The organism is Xanthomonas boreopolis, assembly GCF_046529185.1.
GTDB classification, from domain to species: domain Bacteria; phylum Pseudomonadota; class Gammaproteobacteria; order Xanthomonadales; family Xanthomonadaceae; genus Pseudomonas_S; species Pseudomonas_S boreopolis.
On sequence record NZ_CP097162.1, the window covers coordinates 697,540 to 717,029 of the forward strand.

Annotated in this window: 13 protein-coding genes; 8 read left to right on the plus strand and 5 right to left on the minus strand. The window is 69.7% G+C overall.

What is annotated here, in order from left to right; translation table 11 throughout:
- Positions 1–17: 17 nt before the first annotated feature.
- The 5 genes from M3M27_RS03180 to M3M27_RS03200 all read left to right on the plus strand — a co-directional run bounded on the left by M3M27_RS03180 (position 18) and on the right by M3M27_RS03200 (position 6,394).
- A complete protein-coding gene (locus M3M27_RS03180) occupies positions 18–2,168 on the plus strand; it encodes a TonB-dependent siderophore receptor (protein ID WP_434027134.1) in 2,151 nt (716 codons plus the stop codon).
- Between the two features lie 130 nt (positions 2,169–2,298).
- Positions 2,299–3,672 (plus strand): D-serine/D-alanine/glycine transporter, encoded by a 1,374-nt coding sequence (gene cycA / locus M3M27_RS03185; protein WP_434027135.1) that lies wholly within the window; start codon positions 2,299–2,301, stop codon positions 3,670–3,672.
- Positions 3,673–3,793: 121 nt separating this feature from the next.
- A complete protein-coding gene (locus M3M27_RS03190; RefSeq protein WP_434027136.1) occupies positions 3,794–4,432 on the plus strand; it encodes a DUF2076 domain-containing protein in 639 nt (212 codons plus the stop codon).
- Positions 4,433–4,521: 89 nt separating this feature from the next.
- Positions 4,522–5,397, plus strand: coding sequence for a DMT family transporter (locus tag M3M27_RS03195; protein ID WP_140727395.1), 876 nt, complete (start codon positions 4,522–4,524; stop codon positions 5,395–5,397).
- 85 nt (positions 5,398–5,482) lie between these two features.
- Positions 5,483–6,394 carry a CorA family divalent cation transporter gene (locus M3M27_RS03200; RefSeq protein ID WP_434027137.1) on the plus strand — a complete coding sequence of 304 codons (912 nt, stop codon included), beginning with the start codon at positions 5,483–5,485 and terminating at the stop codon, positions 6,392–6,394.
- 537 nt (positions 6,395–6,931) lie between these two features.
- Here the strand turns inward: M3M27_RS03200 and M3M27_RS03205 are convergent.
- A complete protein-coding gene (locus M3M27_RS03205) occupies positions 6,932–7,153 on the minus strand; it encodes a hypothetical protein (RefSeq protein ID WP_434027138.1) in 222 nt (73 codons plus the stop codon).
- A 67-nt stretch (positions 7,154–7,220) separates the two neighbouring features.
- A complete protein-coding gene (gene treA / locus M3M27_RS03210) occupies positions 7,221–8,831 on the minus strand; it encodes an alpha,alpha-trehalase TreA (protein WP_434027139.1) in 1,611 nt (536 codons plus the stop codon).
- Positions 8,832–9,198: 367 nt separating this feature from the next.
- On the opposite strand from treA, the gene M3M27_RS03215 reads away from it, so the two are divergent.
- Positions 9,199–10,098: a hypothetical protein gene (locus M3M27_RS03215; protein WP_434027946.1), complete on the plus strand. Its 900-nt coding sequence runs from the start codon at positions 9,199–9,201 to the stop codon at positions 10,096–10,098.
- Positions 10,099–10,340: 242 nt separating this feature from the next.
- Here the strand turns inward: M3M27_RS03215 and M3M27_RS03220 are convergent, their stop codons facing one another.
- Positions 10,341–13,214: a M16 family metallopeptidase gene (locus tag M3M27_RS03220; protein ID WP_434027140.1), complete on the minus strand. Its 2,874-nt coding sequence runs from the start codon at positions 13,212–13,214 to the stop codon at positions 10,341–10,343.
- 86 nt (positions 13,215–13,300) lie between these two features.
- On the opposite strand from M3M27_RS03220, the gene M3M27_RS03225 reads away from it, so the two are divergent.
- On the plus strand, positions 13,301–13,537 hold the full coding sequence (locus M3M27_RS03225; RefSeq protein ID WP_434027141.1) for a hypothetical protein: 237 nt from the start codon (positions 13,301–13,303) through the stop codon (positions 13,535–13,537).
- Between the two features lie 510 nt (positions 13,538–14,047).
- Here the strand turns inward: M3M27_RS03225 and M3M27_RS03230 are convergent.
- Positions 14,048–16,183 carry a methyl-accepting chemotaxis protein gene (locus M3M27_RS03230; RefSeq protein ID WP_434027947.1) on the minus strand — a complete coding sequence of 712 codons (2,136 nt, stop codon included), beginning with the start codon at positions 16,181–16,183 and terminating at the stop codon, positions 14,048–14,050.
- 200 nt (positions 16,184–16,383) lie between these two features.
- On the opposite strand from M3M27_RS03230, the gene M3M27_RS03235 reads away from it, so the two are divergent.
- Positions 16,384–18,042, plus strand: coding sequence for a M28 family metallopeptidase (locus M3M27_RS03235; RefSeq protein WP_434027142.1), 1,659 nt, complete (start codon positions 16,384–16,386; stop codon positions 18,040–18,042).
- A 195-nt stretch (positions 18,043–18,237) separates the two neighbouring features.
- On the opposite strand, the gene M3M27_RS03240 is transcribed toward M3M27_RS03235, so the two are convergent.
- Positions 18,238–19,431 carry an FAD-dependent oxidoreductase gene (locus M3M27_RS03240; RefSeq protein WP_434027143.1) on the minus strand — a complete coding sequence of 398 codons (1,194 nt, stop codon included), beginning with the start codon at positions 19,429–19,431 and terminating at the stop codon, positions 18,238–18,240.
- Positions 19,432–19,490 lie beyond the last annotated feature (59 nt).

Here is a 19,490-nt window from a genome sequence, read left to right on the forward strand (position 1 = left end):
CTGGGGAGCTGCGTTCCATGTTCCATTCCCGTTGCGGCGCGTTGCGCCTGGGCCTGCTGGCGGCCGGTCTTTCCGTTGCGCTGTCGGCGATGGCGCAGTCGCGATCGGAGGCGCCCGACAATGCCACCACGCTCGATGCGGTCAATGTCCGCGGCACGCTTCCGCGCGCGTATACGGTCGAGCAGAGCACGGCCGCGACGCGCTTGACGCTGACGCCGCAGCAGACCCCGCAGTCGCTGACCGTGGTGACCGAGCAGCGCATCGAGGACCAGGCCATGACCTCGGTGCGCGACGTGCTCGACAACGTCACCGGCGTTTCGTCCAACGCCTACGACACCGAGCGCGTGCTGTTCTACTCGCGCGGCTTCCTGGTCCAGAACATGGCCTACGACGGCGTGCCGGTCGCGCCGGGCCTCAATGCCGAATCCGCCGACGGCAGCCTGGACACCGCGATCTACGAGCGCATCGAGGTGCTGCGCGGGGCCAGCGGCCTGATGACCGGCGCGGGCAACCCCTCGGCGATGATCAACTTCGTGCGCAAGCGCGCCGACAGCCGCGAGTTCCAGGGCGAGGCCTCGCTCAGCGCGGGCTCGTGGGACACGTGGCGCGGCACGGTCGACGTGGCCTCGCCGCTGAGCGGGGATGGCCGCGTGCGTGGCCGCGTGGTGGGGGCCTACGAGCAGGGCGACTCGTACCTGGACCGCTACCACGGCAAGAAGACGGTGCTGTACGGCGTGGTCGATGCCGACCTCGCGCCGGACACCACGCTGAGCGTGGGCTACGACTACCAGAGGACCCGGCCGGAGCGCATCACCTGGGGGTTCTATCCGGTGTTCTACGCCGATGGCGGTTTCCTGGAATGGCCGCGCGGCTTCAACAGCGCGGCCGACTGGACGCACTGGTACAACACCACGCAGACCGCGTTCGCCGACCTGCGGCACCGCTTCGGCAACGGCTGGCAGCTGCGCGCGATGGCCAGCCATCGCGCCACCGAGGGCGACATGGCGCTGTTCTACGTCGAGGGATTCCCGGACCGGCTGACCGGCGAGGGCATGACGCCCTACGCCTACCGGGCGCGCCAGGAAGGGCGCCAGAACATGCTCGATCTATACGCCTCCGGCCCGTTCCGGGCCTGGGGCCGCGAGCACGAACTGGTGGTCGGGCTGAGCGGCTCGCGCTACGACACGGAGACGTTCGAGGCCAGCCATGGCGAGCTGGCCGCGGTCGGCGACTTCCTGGCGTGGGACGGGGACTACCCCTATCCGGACTTCAGCGCCGACAAGCGCAAGTCCGCCGACAACCGCACCGACCAGCAGGGCGCCTATGCCGCCGCCCGGCTGTCGCTGGCCGAGCCGCTCACGCTGATCGCCGGCGCGCGCTACAGCCGCTGGAAGAACGATACCCGCGACAGCAGCGTGTTCCACCACGAGCACAACAAGACCGTGCCGTACGCCGGGCTGGTGTACGCGATCACGCCGGTGTACTCGGCGTTCGTCAGCTACACCCAGGTATTCAACCCGCAGCCGTTCCGCCGGGCCGACGGCAGCTTCCTCGATCCGGTGCTGGGCAGCAGCCGCGAGGCCGGCATCAAGGGCCGCCATCTCGACGGGCGCCTGAACACCTCGCTGGTACTGTTCGACACGCGCCAGGACAACGTGGCGGTGGCCGATCCCGGGCAGTACCTGCCGGACGGCATCACCCAGGCCTACTCCGCGGTGGACGGCACGCGCTCGCGCGGTTTCGAGCTGGAAGCGTCGGGCGAGCTGGCCGAGGGCTGGAACGCGTCGTTCGGCTGGTCGCACTTCACGCTGGAAGGGCCGGGCGGCGAGCAACTGCGCCCGGACCTGCCGCGCACGCTGGTGCGGCTGTTCAGCACCTGGCGCCTGCCCGGCGAGTGGAGCAGGCTGACCGTGGGCGGCGGCGTCAACTGGCAGGCGGCCAGCCATGCCATGGTGAGCGCGCCCGTGCCGGAAGGCCTGCGCCGGGTGGACCAGTCGGCGGTGACGCTGCTGAGCGCGATGGCGCGCTACGCCTTCGGGCCGCGCGCCTCGGTGCAGTTGAACGTCGAGAACCTGACCGCGCGCAAGTACTTCGTCCTGGACCAGTACAGCAACCTGCACTACGCGCCCGGCCGGCGCGCCACGCTGGGCTTCACCTATCGTTTCTGAGCCCGGCCGGCCGGGCACGGCGCGGGCGGGCCGGCGGTAGCCCCGCCCGCGGGCGCGGCGATCGAGGCTGGCGCGGGCGGTGGGCTTCTCCTAAGTTGGCCGCTTGCCTTCGCCACCGCCGTCCGCCCCCATGTCCGATCCGTCCGTCCCCGACCACCTCCAGCGTTCCCTCTCCAACCGCCACCTCCAGCTGATCGCCATCGGCGGGGCGATCGGCACCGGCCTGTTCATGGGCTCGGGCAAGACCATCAGCCTGGCCGGCCCTTCGATCCTGTTCGTGTACATGATCATCGGCGCGATGCTGTTCTTCGTGATGCGCGCGATGGGCGAGCTGCTGCTGTCGAACCTGGAGTACAAGTCGTTCATCGACTTCTCCACCGACCTGCTCGGGCCGTGGGCCGGCTTCTTCTGCGGCTGGACGTACTGGTTCTGCTGGATCATCACCGCCATCGCCGACGTGATCGCGATCGCCAACTACGCGCAGTTCTGGTTCCCGGGGCTGGCGCCGTGGATACCGGCGGCGATGTGCGTGCTGTTGCTGCTCGTGCTCAACCTGGTGACGGTGAAGCTTTTCGGCGAGATGGAGTTCTGGTTCGCGCTGATCAAGATCGTGGCGATCGCCGCGCTGATCGTCACCGGCGCCGGCATGGTCGCCTGGGGCTTCCGCTCCCCGGACGGGCACGTGGCCTCGCTGGCCAACCTGTGGAACGACGGCGGCATGTTCCCGATGGGGGCGACCGGGTTCTTCGCCGGCTTCCAGATCGCGGTGTTCGCCTTCGTCGGCATCGAGCTGGTCGGCACCACCGCGGCCGAGACCGCCAATCCGATGCGCAACCTGCCCAAGGCGATCAACTCGATCCCGGTGCGCATCATCGTGTTCTACGTGCTGGCGCTGGCGGCGATCATGTGCGTGACGCCGTGGCGCGAGGTGGTGCCGGGCAAGAGCCCGTTCGTGGAGCTGTTCGTGCTGGCGGGCGTGCCGGCCGCGGCCAGCCTGGTCAACTTCGTGGTGTCGACCTCGGCCACGTCCTCGGCCAACAGCGGCATCTTCTCCACCAGCCGCATGCTCTACGGCCTGGCCGAGGAAAAGCATGCACCCAAAGGTTTCGCCAGGCTTTCGCGCGCGGCGGTGCCGGCGCGCGGATTGCTGTTCTCCTGCGCCTGCCTGATGGCCGGGGCGCTGCTGATCTACATGGTGCCGAACCTGGTGACCGCGTTCACCCTGGTCACTACGCTGTCGGCGGTGCTGTTCATGTTCGTCTGGTCGCTGATCCTGTGCGCCTACATCGCCTATCGGCGCAAGCGCCCGCAGCTGCATGCCGCGTCCACCTTCAAGATGCCCGGCGGCGTGGCGATGTGCTGCGTGGTGCTGGCGTTCTTCGCGTTCGTGCTGGTGCTGCTGACGCTGCAGCCCGATACGCTGCAGGCGCTGCTGGTGAGCCCGGCGTGGTTCCTGATCCTGGCGGTGGGGTATTGGCTGAAGCGGCGTGCCGCGCGCGGTTGAGCGCGCGGCACGCGGATGAACGCCGTCTGCACCGGCGACGGCGGCACCCCTTTGCCTGGGCCGTGGCATGCCCATGCTGTGCCTGCCGGCACTCGGCCGGCCCTCTCTCCCAGGTAACGGCATGACCCCGCAAGAACAGCAACTACTCGACGACTTCCTCGCCCGCCTGCGCGCCGGCGGCGGCGTGGCCAAGGACCCGCAGGCCGACGCGCTGATCCGCGACCGCCTGGCCGGGCAGCCGGACGCGGCCTACCTGCTGGTGCAGCGCGCACTGCTGCTGGAGCAGGCGCTCGAGCAGGCCAGGGCGCAGATCGCGCATCTGCAGCAGGCCGGCGCGGTCCCGGCCGCCACCAGCTTCCTCGGACAGGGATGGGGCGCCAGCCCGCCGCCGTTGCCGCCGGCCGCGCCCGCCGCCGCGCCGGGCTGGCGCGAACGCCTGCTCGGCGGCGCCACGCCGGAGCCGGCGCCGCAGGCGGCTCCGGCCGCGCGCGGGCCGGGCTTCCTGGGTACCGCGGCCAGCACCGCCGCGGGCGTGGCCGGCGGCATGTTCCTGTTCCAGGGATTGGAAAACCTGTTCGGCGGCCATCACGGCGGCGGCGGTTTCCTCGGCGGCAACGCGGGGCAGGACGTGGTGGTGGAGAACGTCACCACCAACAACTACTACGACGATGCGCGACCGGCGGACGCCGGCGGCGATGGCCTGGCCGACGACGCCGGCTTCGCGGACGATTCCGGCTTCGACGACAGCGACTGGACCTGAGCCCCGCCCGGCCCGGCACGCCATCGGGCAGGCCGGGCCGCATACTGTCGGTCCCGGGCGCGCGTGCGCCCGCCGCACCGGAATCTCGGATGGTCAAGGGCATCCTGCTGGGCTTCGCAAGCTATGCGGCGTACTCGATCAGCGACGCGTTCGTGAAGTTGCTGGAGGGCGGCCTGCCGGCCTACGAGGTGCTGTGCCTGGGCGCGGCGCTGATGCTGGTCGCGGTGCCGTTCCTGAAGGCGCCGGAAGACCGCTGGCGCGAACTGGTGGTGGCGAAGAAGCCGGCATTGTGGCTGCTGCGCGCGCTGGCCGCGGCGATCGGCAACCTGACCTCGGTGATCGCCTTCACCACGCTGCCGATGGCCGAGGCGTTCGCGCTGATCTTCCTGATGCCGATCTTCGTCACGGTGCTGTCGGTGCTGTTCCTGCGCGAGCAGGTGCGCTGGCGGCGCTGGTCGGCGGTGATCGTGGGGTTCGTCGGCGTGCTGGTGGTGCTGCGGCCGGGGTTCCGCCATCTCAGCCATGGCCATGTCGCGGCGATCGTGTGCGGGCTGGTGGGCGCGGTGTCGGTGATCGCGCTGCGCATGGCCGGCACGTCGGAGAAGCGCATCACCCTGTACGGCGCCGGCGTGCTCGGCCCGCTGGTGATGGGGGCGATCCTGATGCTGCCGGCGTTCGTATGGCCCACGCCGGCGCAGTGGGGGCTGCTGGCCGGCTACGGCCTGCTCGCCGGGCTGGCGGCGATCTTCCTGATGTATGCCACGCGCATGGCGCCGGTCAGCGCGGTGGCGCCGACCCAGTACAGCCAGATGCTGTGGGCGATCGGGTTCGGCTACCTGCTGTTCCACGACCACCTCGATTGGCCGATGGCGGTGGGCATCGCGCTGATCCTGGGGGCGGGACTGTTCACGCTGGTGCGCGAGGAAAAGGTCACCCGGTGGTGGAAGCGCACCCGCATCGTCTGATCCGCCCGCGGGCCCGGAAGGCCCTTCGCGCCGGCTTGGCGCAAGGCCCGCAAAGATGCCTCCAACTTCGAGTACGGGACAGGACATGATCTCCATCCATCCGATCACCGGCAGCCGGGCCGCGCCAGGCGTCTGGGTGGACCTATGCCGGCCGGAACCGGAGGAACTGGCGGAAGCGTCCAGGCAGGTGGGCTTCGAGATCCCCGGGCGCGCGGGGATCAGCGAGATCGAGTTCACCAGCCGCGTGCGCAGCATCGGCGATGCGTGGATCCTCAACCTGCCGCGCTTCCAGTCCGAGGACGGCACCGTCTCGCCGCTGGGCTTCGTGCTGTCCCCGGATGCGCTGGTGACCCAGCGCGAGGTGGCGCTGGACTATCTCAAGGACGTGGAGGAGGACATCGCCCAGCGGCCCTGCGCGGGCTCGCTCGATCTGTTCCTGCGCATCCTCGAGCACATCGTCGACAAGCTCGCCGACCGGCTGGAGACGCTGGAGGCGCACGTGACCGAGGCGACCCGCCTGGCGTTCGCGCCGAAGCGGCGCAATCGCGGCCTGGAGCGGATGCTGCGCGAGGTGGGGGCGATGGGGCAGCGCATCGGGGCGATGCACAACACGGTGCACGGGCTGTTGCGGCTGGCGACCTACCTGGACGAGGTGCCGCCGCAGTGGTTCGACGAGGCGGCGCGCCAGCGGGTCAAGTTGATCCGCAAGGACGTGGCGTCGCTGGGCGAGTTCGAGCAGCAGATGAGCGATCGCATCGAGTTCCTGCTGGACAGCGTGCTCGGGTTGATCAACATGGACCAGAACGAGGTGATGAAGGTGATGGCGGTGGCGTCGGTGGTGGGGATCCCGCCGACGGTATTGGTGGGGATCTGGGGGATGAATTTCGCGGTCATGCCGGAGTTGAAGTGGCACGACGCGTATTTCTGGGCGTTGGGGGTGATCGGGTTGAGCATCGTGGCGCCGTTGGTTTGGTTTCGGAGGAGGGGGTGGATTTAGCGTTTCCCCCGTAGGCGTTTTTTCCCTTCTCCCTTCGGGGTGAAGGCGTGTTGCTTGCGAACCATGAGTTCGCACACGCCTGAACGCCTGGCGCGCTGCGCCAGGCCGGGGCGCGAAGCGGGGTGCCCGTTTTTCCCTTCTCCCTGCGGGAGAAGGTGCCCCGAAGGGGCGGATGAGGGTACGGACGAAGTCTCGCGATCTTTATTGCCGTCATTCCCGAAGGCGGGAAGCGCTTTTCAGCAGCCGAACGGCTGATCACTCTGGGATTTTTGCTTTGGTTTCCATCTTCATTGCTTGAAGCAAAAGCTTTCGCCTTCGGCGAGTCACTTTTCTTTGCTTGTGCACGCGCGCTGCAGGAGCAGCGCCGCACGGCGAAGCCGCCCGAAGGGTGCGGCACAGGGATGTGCCGCGTAAAGAAAAGTAACCAAAAGAAAGCACACCCCGCCTGCGCGCCCGCAGCTGCGCTGCGGGTTCGCGGAGCCGGCGGGATTTTTCGACGCGACATCCTGTCGCGGCGAAAAACGACGTGCTCGTCCGCTACGCGGCCGAGTCCGGGGCATTCGCCGCACGGCAAATGCCCGCCCGCCGGGGCGAAGCAGTGCTTCGCCTTTTTCCGGCGAGCCCATGCACGTCGCCCTTCGGGTTTTTCCCGCCGTCTCCGCCGCTTCGGAGGGGCCCCGGCAAGTCAAAGTCAAAGGCGAGAAGCCGGAGCAAAATCACGAGCAACAGCAACAGCAACAGCAACAGCAACAGCAGCAATTGCAGTCGTAACTGCGGACACGACCACTACGCCTGCTGCCATTCTGCCGCGACGTTTCGCGAGGCTTCACCGAGCCGCCGCGTCAGCACCTTCGCCATACAACGCAAGCAGTTTGAGGGTGACGCCATTGGTCCAGCCAAAGCCGTCCTGCAGGGGATATTCGCCACCGCCGCCCTGGCCGGCTTCGGCGTTGTATTTCTCCACCAGCTTGTGGTCGCTCGCGTACACGGCTTGCACGCGGGCGAGGAAGTTGCGGGCGAGCTGGCGGGCGAGATCGTTTTCGTCGTAACGGCGCAGGCCGGCGACTGCGACCCATTGCAAGGGAGCCCAGACGTTGGGTGCGTCCCATTGCTGGCCGGTGTCGAGGGCGGTGGTGACCAGACCGCCGGGGCGCAGCAGTTGCGAGCGCAGGGCGGCGGCGGTGGCGTGCGCGCGCTCGGGGGAGGCGATGCCGACGAACAGGGGGAAGGCGGCCGCCGCGGTCAGTTGCTCGCTCACGCTGCCGCGTTGCCAGTCGTAGTCGGCGTAGTAGCCGGCCGGGTTCCAGAGGTGGCGTTCGATGGCCTGCCTGCGGGTTTCGGCGCGTTGCGCGAACTCGCTGGCGCAGGCCTCGTCCGCGGCTTGCTTGCAGGCCTGGGCGATGGTGCGCTCCAGGTGTTGCATCAGGCTGTTGAGGTCCACCGGCACGATCGCGGTGGTGCGGATGGTGTGCAGCTGGCGGCGGTCGCCCAGCCAGCGCGACGAATAGTCCCAGCCGCTCTCGGCGCCCGCGCGCAGCTCGCGATACACCTCGTCGGCGGGGCGTCCGCTGGCCTGCGCGGCGGTTTGGCGGTCCTGCAGGTAGGATTCCGGGCGCGGGGTATCGGAGGCGTCCCAGTAGCGGTTGAGCACGCTGCCGTCGCGCAGGCGCACGACGTGGCGGGCGGCGCTGCCGGGGGCCAGGCCGTCGGCGCCGTCCATCCAGTAGCGGTACTCGGCGCGCAACTGCGGCAGGTAACGCACGTAGAGCGAGCCGTCGCCGCCGGCGGTGGCTTCCAGTTCCACCATGTGCGAGAAGAACGGCGGCTGCGAGCGGCTCAGGTAGTAGCTGCGCGTGCCGTTGGGGATGTGCCCGTAGCGGTCGACCAGGTAGGCGAAGTCGTCGAGCATGTCGCGCGAGCGCTGCGCCTGCCCGCTCTCGTGCAGGCCGAGCATCGTGAAGTACGAATCCCAGTAGTACAGCTCGCGGAAGCGCCCGCCCGGCACGACGTAGGGCTTGGGCAGCGCCAGCTCGCTGCCATGCGCGGGCACCTGGCGGCTGTCGCGGACCAGCAGCGGCCAGAGCGCGTCGATGTGGGCGCGCAGCGAGGCGCGCGTGGGCAGCGCGGGCGACACGTGCGAGGCCGGCGCATCGAAACGGGCGGAGACGAAGGCGCGCAGGTCGAAGCCCGGTTGCCCGCGGCGGGCGAGGTAGTCGGCCTCGATGCGGGCCGGTTCGCTGCGCGGGACCATGTCGACGAACTGCTTCTGGTCCTCGAACAGCTCGGCCTGTTGCACGGCCTCGAACAGCGCCGGATAGGCCTGCTGCGGCGGCAGCGGCGCAGGTGGCGCGCTGCCGCGCTGCAACGGCGCGCAGGCGGTGGCGACCAGTAGGACGACGACGAGCAGGCGCAGATGCGCGACGCGTGGAATGGACATGGCAATCCTCGTGACGGCGGACCGGCAGGATAGGCCACGCCGGCGCAAGTGGCATCGGCATCGTCTTCACGCCGCCTCGTCGCGGGCAGGACGCGCCAACGTGAACGCCGGCTGTTGGCGGCATGCCGATGCAACGGAATTCATACGCGCCGGGCGGGGCCGGCCGCTAGATTGGCGGGCCGCGACGCCAGCGTGCAACGCCGGACACGCGCCGGCACCCGGCATGTACCCGGGCGCGGCACAATCCCTCATCCGCATCCCGCACTCTCCGTTATCCGTGAAGCAGCCCAGCCGCAGGGAAGACATGCTCACCCACCTGGGAGCCATGGCCGGCACGCTGCTGATCCTGCTGCTGTTCGCGCGCGTGCTGCTGCACGTGCCGGCGCCGGCCTCGCCGCAGGTGGCGCGCCAGGCCTCGGCGATGCGGGTGACCTTCCTGCCGCGCGAGCCGGCATTGCCGCCGACCCAAGAGGCGCCGCCGCCACGCGTACCGGCGGACGCCCGGCCGCCTGCGCCGGCCCGTCCTGCGCAGGCGACGCCCGCCATCGCGCCATCCGCCCCGCCGCCGGTACCGGCCCGTTCCAATGGCACGCAGGCGCAGCTGTACACGCGCGAAGGCAAGGTGCGGATGGGCGAGGTGGTCGATCCGCTCGACCCCGGCTACGCTGCGGTGCCGCCGGGCATGACCGACGAGAGGGCGTTGGACAAGGCGCGCAAGGTGCTGGAGCGGCCCAACCCGGTCGACTACCGCGAGACCCGCTTCGAGAAGGACTGGAAGAGCGACGGCACGCTCGGCGACGTAGCGATGCAGGGCCTCAACCGCGGTATGAAACGCATCAACGGCTTGATCTGGGGCAAGGACGTGCAGACGGTGAAGGCGCGGCCTCCGCCGGACGTGCGGTTCAACCCCGCGCTGGCCGGCAACAAGGCCGACCTGGGCAGCGAAGCCACCGGCGATGCCTACAAGGCCGCGCCGATCGCGCACGAGGACGTGCCGGACCTGAAGGGCGGTGCCAGCCGCCGCATCCGCGAGGAGCTGGCGTCGCTGGAGGCGTTGCCGACCGCCTGCAATGCCGCGCGGCGCACGCAGTTGCTCGCGCCGGCGCGCACGCACCTGGCCGACCTGGAGCGCGTGGAGCACGCCCTGGCGCACGGTGCCGACCCGGTGATGGCCGAGCAGTTGCTGCCGCGCCAGGCCGACAGCGCCTACGACCTGGCGCGACGCGCGCTGTGGTACGCGCGCAAGCAGTGGACGACGTGCGGGTAAGTAGGTTCCGTAGGAGCGGCCTCAGCCGCGATGGGACTCTACCGAGAAAGCAGCGGCCCTGTGGGAGCGGCTTCAGCCGCGACGAGGCCTTCATGCAGATCCCTCTGCAACAGCCTGCACGTCCCTGTGCAGGGGTTCAAATGAGAAAGCCCCTTCGCGGCTGAAGCCGCTCCCACAGGAGCCGCTCCTACGACGGTGAGGCAGACGCGGCGCCATCGCTACGGCGCCGCGTCATCCGGGCCTCACTTCACCGGCTTGCCGTCGGCATCGATCACCTGCACCTCGCCGAGGTTGAGCGCGCGGATCGGCGCCTCGATCTTCCCGAGGTCGCCGACGATCACCCAGGTCATCGACGACGGCGCGACGATCTGCTTGATCGCCGCCTGCGCCTGCGGCTGGCCGATGGCTTCCAGCCGCGCCTTGAGCGTGCGCACGTAGTCGTCGGGGCGGTCGAACTGGACGATGCCCTCGATCGCGCCGAGCACGGCGTGGGTGGTCTCGTAGCTGCCGGGCAGCGCGCGGATGCTCTGGTTCTTGATCTTGTCGACTTCCTCGCCGGTGAGCGGCCTGGCGCCGACCACTTCGCTGGCTTCCTTCAGCACCTCGGCGGCCGACTCGGCGGTCTTGTCGGTCTGCACCGGCGCGTAGAACAGGAACGGCCGCTGGCCCTGCGCGTCCATCAGGAAACTGAAGGCGCCGTAGGCCCAGCGCTTGTCCTCGCGCAGGTTCATGTTGAGGCGCGAGGTGAAGGTGCCGCCGAAGGCGTCGTTGGCGACGCCGATCGCGAGGTCGGCCGGGTCCTTGGTCGAAGGCGCCAGCAGGCCGGCCAGGATCAGCGATTGCGGCGCGTCGTTGCGGTTGATCAGGAACACGCGCGGCTTCGGCTGGGCCGCGACCCGGGCGACGTTCTTCCTGGGTACCGGGGACGCCGGCGCCTTCCAGTCGCCGAACACGGCGTCCAGCTGCGGGATGATCCGCTCCAGCGTGGTGTCGCCGGCGACGAGGATGCGCACGTTGTCCGGGCGCAGCCAGGTATCGTGGAAGCGCTGCAGGTCGGCGGCGGTGAGGCTCCGGATGGCCGCCTCGGTGCCGGTGCCGGTGAACGGGATGCCGTAGGCATGATCGCTGCCGTACAGCAGCGGCGGCAGCGTGCGCAGGGCCAGGCCTTGCGGCTGGGTCTTCTCCTGCGCGATGCCGGCCAGCCACTGGCCGCGCACGCGCTCGATGTCGCCGGCATCGAACGCGGGGTTGCGCACCACGTCGGCGAACAGCTCGAGCGAGGGCCGCAGCTGGTCGTTGAGCGCGTCCAGCGAAGCGCTGCACGCATCGAGGTCGCAGCCGGTGGCGATGCCGGCGCCCAGGCGCTGGCGGCGCTTGGCCACTTCCACCGAGTCCAGCGACTTGGTGCTCTCGCTCATCAGCTGCGCGGTGAAGCTGGCCGTGCCGAGCTTGTGGCCCTGGTCGGCGGCGTAGCCGGCGTCGAACAGCAGTTCGACCTGGGTGACCGGGATGGCATGGCGTTCGGCCAGGACCACCTCGATGCCGTTCTTCAGCCTGCCGCGCTGCAGCTCGGGGAAGCTCAGGCTCGGGAACCGCGTGGTCTGCGGCACGCCCTGGCTGCGGTCGACCTGGCTCCCGGCGACGCGGTAGGCCGCCGGGGCCGGCAGCTTCGGCGACGGCTTGCCGGGCTCGGCGCCGCGCGCGACCACGGCCTTGTCCTCGGCCGCCGGGTCGAAGTCCTCGCCGGCCGGCAGCACGGTCAGCAGGTAGTCGCCCTTGCCGAACCAGGTCCCGGCAGCCTGGCGGACGCTGGCCGGGGTGGCCGCGGCGGCGCGCTCCAGGTCCTTGCGGTAGGCGCCCGGGTCGCCGCGGTAGACCTGTCCCTCGGCCAGGATCACCGCCTTGCCGCTGAAGCCGCCGACCTTCTCCAGCCCGCGCACGAAGCCGGCGCGGTAGCCGACCTGCGCGCGCTGCAATTCGTCGGCGGTCGGGCCCTCGGCGAGGAACTTCTTCAGCTCGTCGTCGATGGCGGCCTCGACCTTGGCCGGGTCCACGCCGTCCTTCACGTCGGCCTGGATCTGCAGCTGGCTGGCCAGCGCGAACGGCTGCAGGCTGGCGGACACGTCGTCCACCAGTTTGTCCCGGTAGACCAGGCGCTGGTACAGGCGCGAGGTCTTGCCGCCGCCGAGCACGGTGGCGGCGAGGTCGAGCCGGATCGCGTCGTCGCTGCCCAGCTGCGGCGCCACCCAGGTGCGGTAGATGCGCGGCTGCGCGACGTGGTCGTGCTGCACGCCGCGGGCCTGGCGGGCCAGCGGCGTGATCCACGGCTGCTGGCGCGGCACCGGCTTGCCGGCCGGGATGTCGCCGAAATACTTCTCCGCCTTGGCCTTCGCTTCGGCCACGGTGATGTCGCCGGCCAGCACCAGGGTGGTGTTGGCGGCGCCGTAGTAGTCGCGGAACCAGTTCTTGACGTCGTCCAGCGAGGCCGCGTCGAGGTCTTCCATCGAGCCGATGGTGTCGTGCTGGTACGGGTGGTTGGCCGGGAACAGGTGGGAGAGGATGTTCTGGTCGACGCGCCCGTAGGGGCGGTTCTCGCCCTGGCGCTTCTCGTTCTGCACGACGCCGCGCTGGGTATCCAGCTCCTTCTGGCCGATCGCGCCGAGCAGGTGGCCCATGCGGTCGGACTCCATCCACAGCGCCATGTCCACCGCCGTGCTCGGCACGGTCTCGAAGTAGTTGGTGCGGTCGAACCAGGTGGTGCCGTTCTGGTCGGTGGCGCCGGCCTGCTCGAACGGGGCGAAGTAGGTGCCCTTGTGGTTCTCCGAGCCGGAGAACATCAGGTGCTCGAACAAGTGCGCGAAGCCGGTCTTGCCGGCCGGTTCGTCCGCGGAGCCGACGTGGTACCAGATGCTGACCGCCACCACCGGCGCCTTGTGGTCTTCGTGCACCACGACGGTCAGGCCGTTGGGCAGGGTGAAGCGCTCGTAGGCGATGTCGGGGATGGCGGCGTCGGCAGTGGTCCGGGCCAAGGAGGCGGGGGCGGCGTCCGCTGGTGGCAGGAAGGCGGGGCCGGCGGCGAGGAGGCCGGCGATCAGCAGAGACAGCGGGCGGGGCATGCGTCGCTCCATGTACGGGTTCGAGCCGTGGAGGCTATGCCTGCGTGGGGGCGGCATGCAAATGTTTTCGGAGGGTATGGAGTGGGGTGTTGGTGGTTGGTTCAAGTGGGGTGGTTGGGGTGGAGCTGGATGTTGTGCGGGTGTCTCTGCGTTATTCGATTTGGTGTCTGGTTCTTCTGCTGTTGTCTTTGTATCAGCGCGCCTGTTGGCTCTCCATCAAGCGGCTTTTTATCGGCTCGCGTGATCTTTCTATCAACCCGGACGATCCTTCTGCCGTCGTTCTCGCGAAGGCGGGAAGCGCTTTTCAGCAGCCGAACGGCTGATCATCCAGTGACTTTCCCCGTCACCTATCCGATCCACGCTATCTCTCTATCGTCATTCCCGCGAAGGCGGGAATCCAGGGACTTTGCTTTGGCTGTTGTGGCCTTTGGCGAGTACAGCCCAAAAGCTTTCGCCTTGCGGCGAGTTACCTTTCTTTGCTTGTGCAAAGAAAGGTAACCCAAAGAAAGCACACCCCGCCTTCGCGCCCGCAGCTGCGCTGCGGGTCCGCGGAGCCGGCGGGATTTTTCGACGGGGCATCCTGCCCCGGCGAAAAACGACGTGCTCGTCCGCTACGCGGCCGAGTCCGGGGCATTCGCCGCGCGGCGAATGCCCGCCCGCCGGGGCGAAGCAGTGCTTCGCCTTTTCCGGCGAGCCCATGCACGTCGCCCTTCGGGTTTTACCCGCCGTCTCCGCCGCTTCGGAGGGGCCCCGGTAAGTCAAAAGCGAAAGCTCAAAGCAAGATCACGAGCAACAGCAACAGCAACAGCAACAGCAGGTCGCTCGCGTTCCACTCAAGCCGCCGACGCGTAGTGCACATCCGGTGTTTGTCGGGCGTGCGATTCGTCGTCCAGCTGGAATACGGCTATCGCCTGGGTGAGCTGGCTGGCCTGGTCTTCCAGGCTGCGGGCGGCGGCGGTGGCTTCTTCGACCAGGGCGGCGTTCTGCTGGGTCATTTCGTCCAGTTGCATCACGGTCTGGCTGACCAGTTCGATGCCGGCCGACTGCTCCTGGGAGGCGGCGGTGATCTCGGCCATGATGCCGGTGACGCGCTCCACCGCTTCCACCACCTGGGACATCGTGCTGCCGGCGCTGGTGACCAGCGCCGAGCCCTGGGCCACGCGCTCCACCGAGTCGTCGATCAACGCCTTGATCTCCTTGGCCGCCTGCGCCGAGCGCTGCGCGAGCGCGCGCACTTCGCTGGCGACCACGGCGAAGCCGCGGCCCTGTTCGCCGGCGCGTGCCGCTTCCACCGCGGCGTTGAGCGCCAGGATGTTGGTCTGGAACGCGATACCGTCGATCACGCCGATGATGTCGGCAATGCGCGCCGAGGCCTCCTGGATCGACGCCATCGTGGCCACCACCTGCTCGACCACGCGGCCGCCTTCGCCGGCGACCTGGCCGGCGTTCTGCGCCAGCTTGTCCGCCTCGCGGGCGTGGTCGGCGTTCTGGCGTACCGTCGAGGTCAGCTCCTCCATCGACGCCGCGGTTTCCTCCAGGTTGGCGGCCTGGCTCTCGGTGCGCTTGGAAAGGTCGGCGTTGCCGGTGGCGATCTCCGCCGCGGCGGTGTCGATCGAACGGGCCGAATGCTGGATCCCGCGCACGATCGCGGCCAACTGCCCGGCGGTGCGGTTGGCGGCGTCGGCCAGGTGGCCGAACGCGCCTTCGTAGCGCGCGTCCACGCGCTGGCTCAGGTCGCCGTCGGCGATCGCGGCCATGATCCGGCCCACGTCGCCCAGGCCGGCGTCCGCCTGCTGCATCAGGCGGTTCAGTGCCCGCACCATCTCGGCGAAGGCGAACTGGTAGCGGGATTCGTCGCCGCGCGCGGAGAAATCGCCATGCGCGGCGGCTTCGGCCAGGCGGGCGATGTCGCCGTTGATCGACGACAGGTTGGCCTTCACCGCATCCAGCGCCTCGTGCAGGCGCGCGCGCTGGCCGGGCAGGCGGCGCATGTCGCGGCGCAGGTCGCCGCGGCCGTACTCGTCCATCACCGCCATCGCGTCGTTGATCGCGTCCAGGTGCTCGAACAGCACGGTGTTGACGCCGCGCGCGAGCGTGCCGTAGTCGCCCGGGAAATCCTCCGGGATGCGATGGCCGATGTCCTCGCCCTGCTGCAGGCGGATCATGGTCTGCATCTCGCCGTTGAAGCGCTGCAGCTGGTGCTGCATCTGGTCCATGCTGGCCAGCAGCTGGCCGGTCTCGTCCTTGGACGTGGCGGCGATCGCGTTGTCGAACCGGCCGCCGGCGATCGCCTCGGCAGTGCGCGTGGCCGCGCGCAGCGGCACGACGATCGACCCGGCGATCAGCCACGACAGGACCGTGATCACCACCACCACGCCGGCGCCGATCAGCGTCACCCAGCCGGTGAATCCCCACGCCTCGCGCTGGATGTCGTCGGCGTAGACGCCCATCGCCAGGATCCAGTTCCACTCGGGGAAGGCGCGTGCGTAGCTGATCTTCGGCAGTTGGGTCTTCTGGCCCGGCTTGGGCGCGGAGTAGTAGCTGAAGCCGTCGCCCTCGGCCACGGCCTTCTGGATGTCGCGGTAGACGTACTCGCCGGCATCGCTGCGGTAGCCGCTCATGTCGGTGCCGGCCTTGCGCGTGGGATGCATCACGATGCGCATCTGCGGGTCGGCGATGAAGAAGTAGTCCACGCCGTTGTTGGTGCGGACCGAGGCCAGCGCCGACCGGGCCAGCGCCTTGGCCTGGGCGGTGCTGATCTCGCCGCGCGCGGCCATGCCGGCGTAGTGGCCGATCATGTCCATGCCCATGTCGACCTGGGTCTTCACGCTCTGCTTGCGCGCCTCGACCAGGTCCAGGTACTGCAGGCGCGCGGCGCCGATGGCCAGCAGGACCACGCCCAGCGCCAGCAGCGCGCAGAGCAGGACGAACTTGCGGGTGACGGGGAGGTCGGCGACGCGGCGGCGCAACGAGGCGAGCGGGTTCATGGAGTGTCTTCGTATTCGAACATCGCCCGCGATATCGGCCCCGGTGGCGGAAAATTGACCGGGCGGCCGGCGGCCGGGCATGACCCCGTTCATGTGGAGCCACCCAGGCCATCCGGCACATCCCGGGGCCCCGGGGTCTTGGCCTAAACTCGACCGCTGTTTCGATAGAGCGGGGGTTCGCGGTGAAAAGACATCTGGTGGGAGTGCTGGCGCTCTCGGCGGCGCCGATGCTGGCGATGGCGGCCACGCCGGCTTTCGACGGCAAGCGCATTTCGCAGGACGTCAAGGTGCTGGCGTCGGACGAGTTCGAGGGGCGCGCCCCGGCCACGGCCGGCGAGGAGAAGACCATCGCCTACCTGGTCGAGCGGTTCCGCGAGGCGGGCCTGCAGCCGGGCGGCGACCTGCAGGCCGGCGGCACCCGCGCATGGACCCAGGCGGTGCCGTTGCAGCGCGCCGACATCGTCGGCACGCCGAAGCTGGCGCTGGGCGTCGCGGGCAAGACGCAGGCGCTGACCCAGGGCAAGGAGATCGCGGTCCGCGCCGCGATGGACGGCTCCACGTCGGTGGACATCGCCAACGCGCCGCTGGTGTTCGTCGGCTACGGCGTCAAGGCGCCGGAGCGCAACTGGGACGACTTCAAGGGCGTGGACCTGAAGGGCAAGATCGCCGTCGTGCTGATCAACGACCCGGACTTCGAGACCGGCCAGGGCGATTTCGACGGCAAGGGCATGACCTACTACGGCCGCTGGACCTACAAGTACGAGGAAGGCGCGCGCCAGGGCGCGCTCGGCGTGCTGATCGTGCACGAGACCGCGCCGGCGTCGTACGGCTGGGCCACGGTCGCCAGTTCCAACACCAACACCATGTTCGACGTGGTGCGAGACGACCCGGCGGCGGCGCACCCGAAGGTCGAGGGCTGGATCCAGCGCGACCTGGCGGTGCAGCTGTTCAAGGACGCCGGCCTGGATTTCGACGCGCTGAAGAAGCAGGCCGCCACGCGCGGCTTCAAGCCGGTGGCGCTCAAGGGCGAGGGCCTGAGCGCGAGCTACCAGGTCAAGCGCGACGTGATCACTTCGCACAACGTGGTCGCGCGGCTGGAAGGCAGCAAGTACCCGGACGAGACGCTGGTCTACAGCGCGCACTGGGACCACATCGGCGTCGGCAAGCCGGATGCGCGGGGTGACACCATCTTCAACGGCGCGCTCGACAACGCCAGCGGCACCGCGGCGCTGCTGGAACTGGCGCGCGGCTTCGCCAACGGGCCCAGGCCGGAGCGTTCGGTGGTGTTCCTGGCGGTGACCGCCGAGGAGAAGGGCCTGCTCGGCTCCGAGTTCTACGCTTCCAAGCCGCTGTACCCGCTGGCCAGGACCGTGGCGGTGATCAACATGGACGGCATGAGCCCGTTCGTGCCCTCGCGCGACTTCGGCATCTACGGCACCGCCAAGCTGGAACTGCTCGACGACCTGAAGACCGTCGCCAAGCAGGGCTGGAACCTGCGCTACACGCCCGATCCGAAGCCGGAAGCCGGCTATTTCTTCCGCTCCGACCACTTCTCCTTCGCCAAGCGCGGCGTGCCGGCGATCTCGTACTCGGCCGGCCAGGACTGGGAGAGCGGCGGCATCGCCGCCGGCAAGGCCGCGGCCGACGACTACACCGCCAAGCGCTACCACCAGCAAGGCGACGAATGGCAGCGCGACTGGACCTTCGCCGGCGCCGCGCGCGACCTGGCGGTGCTGTACAGGCTCGGGATGCAGCTGGCCGACTCGCGCCAGTGGCCGAACTGGAGCCAGGACTCGGAGTTCCGCGCCACCCGCGACGCGAGCGCCGCCGAGCGCAAGTGAGTCCCAACGTCCCTTCCCCCGCTTGCGGGGGAAGGTGCTCCCATGGTGTGTTCTGGACCGGCGCCGACTTCCCTTCCCCCGCCTGCGGGGGAAGGTGCCCGAAGGGCGGATGGGGGATGCGGTAGATCGCTTCACTTGAAGCGCCCTCATCCGGCGCTGCGCGCCACCTTCTCTCCCGTGAACGGGAGAAGGGACCTACCCGAACAACTTCGCCAGCTGCGCCACGGCCGCTTCCGAGGCGGCGCGGTCCGGCGTGGCGTCGGCGTTGCCGAAGTCGCGCGGGCCCTGGGCCTGGACCAGGATGCCGTCGCGGCGCGGCACCACGCTCAGGTTGTGGCCGCGCCAGTACAGGCCATAGTCCACTTCCGGCTGCGGGACCAGCCGTGCGGTCTGGCCGCGCACGGGGACGATGCTCTCGTCGCCTAGCAATGCGCGCGCGCCGTAGCCGGTGGCGTTGACGATCACCTTCTCGCGCAGGTCGGCGAACTGGCGCGGGCTCTCGAACTCGCGCGTGCGCAGTTCGCCGCCGGCCTGCAGGAAGTCGTCCAGCAGCATGCGCGAGTAGGCGCTGATGTTGAAGGTCATCTGCGTGTAGCGGGCGGCGAACGGTACCGGGAAGGGATGTTCGCCGGCGGCGAGGGGCGTCGTCCCGGGGCCCAGGTCGGCGAGCAGCTCGCGTTCCAGGTGCGGATACTCCGGCTCGTGGTCCTCGGCGCCGGGCACGGGCTGGTCGAACGGGACGTCGGAGAGCACGAAGCCGTCGCGCCATTCGATCGGCTCGCCGGGCAGGCCGAGCAGGGTCTGGTAGCGGCGGAACGAGATCCGCGCCATCTCTTCCCAGCGCCTGCGGAATTCGGGCGTGGCGTGCTCGGCCGTGCATACGCGCGAGCCGGGCGACCACACGCCGGTGGCGAAGAACGAGCGCACTTCCGGCGGGCGTTCCTTGGCGTAGATGCGCACGCGCAGGCCGGCGCGCTGCGCCACCAGCGCGGTGGTCAGCCCGATCGCGCCGCAGCCGATCACCGCCAGCCCGTCGCGGGCGCCGGCGGCTTGCGCGAGCCGCACCGCCAGCTCGGCGCTGCCCCACGACAGCGACCAGCCGCTGCCGCCATGGCCGTAGTTGTGGACGACCTGCCTGCGGCCGATGCGTTCGACCTCGATGCGCGGTCCCTGCGCGCGGAACGGCCGCGTGCAGACGCTCAGCGCGACGATGCGGTCGGGCGTGGCGCGGATCGGCGCCAGCGCCCGCGGCCCGGCGAAGCGCGACGCCAGCGGCGGCGGGAGGGGCGCGGCGGCCGGCGCGGCCTTGGCCGGCCCGGAGGCCAGCGCGCCGGTGGAGGCGGCGGCGAGGGCGGCGCCCGCGCCGCGCAGGAAGTGGCGGCGATGCATGGAGATCCTTCGTCCGGGGGAGCGCCGAGCATAGCGCCGCGCCACCGGGCCGGGGGCCG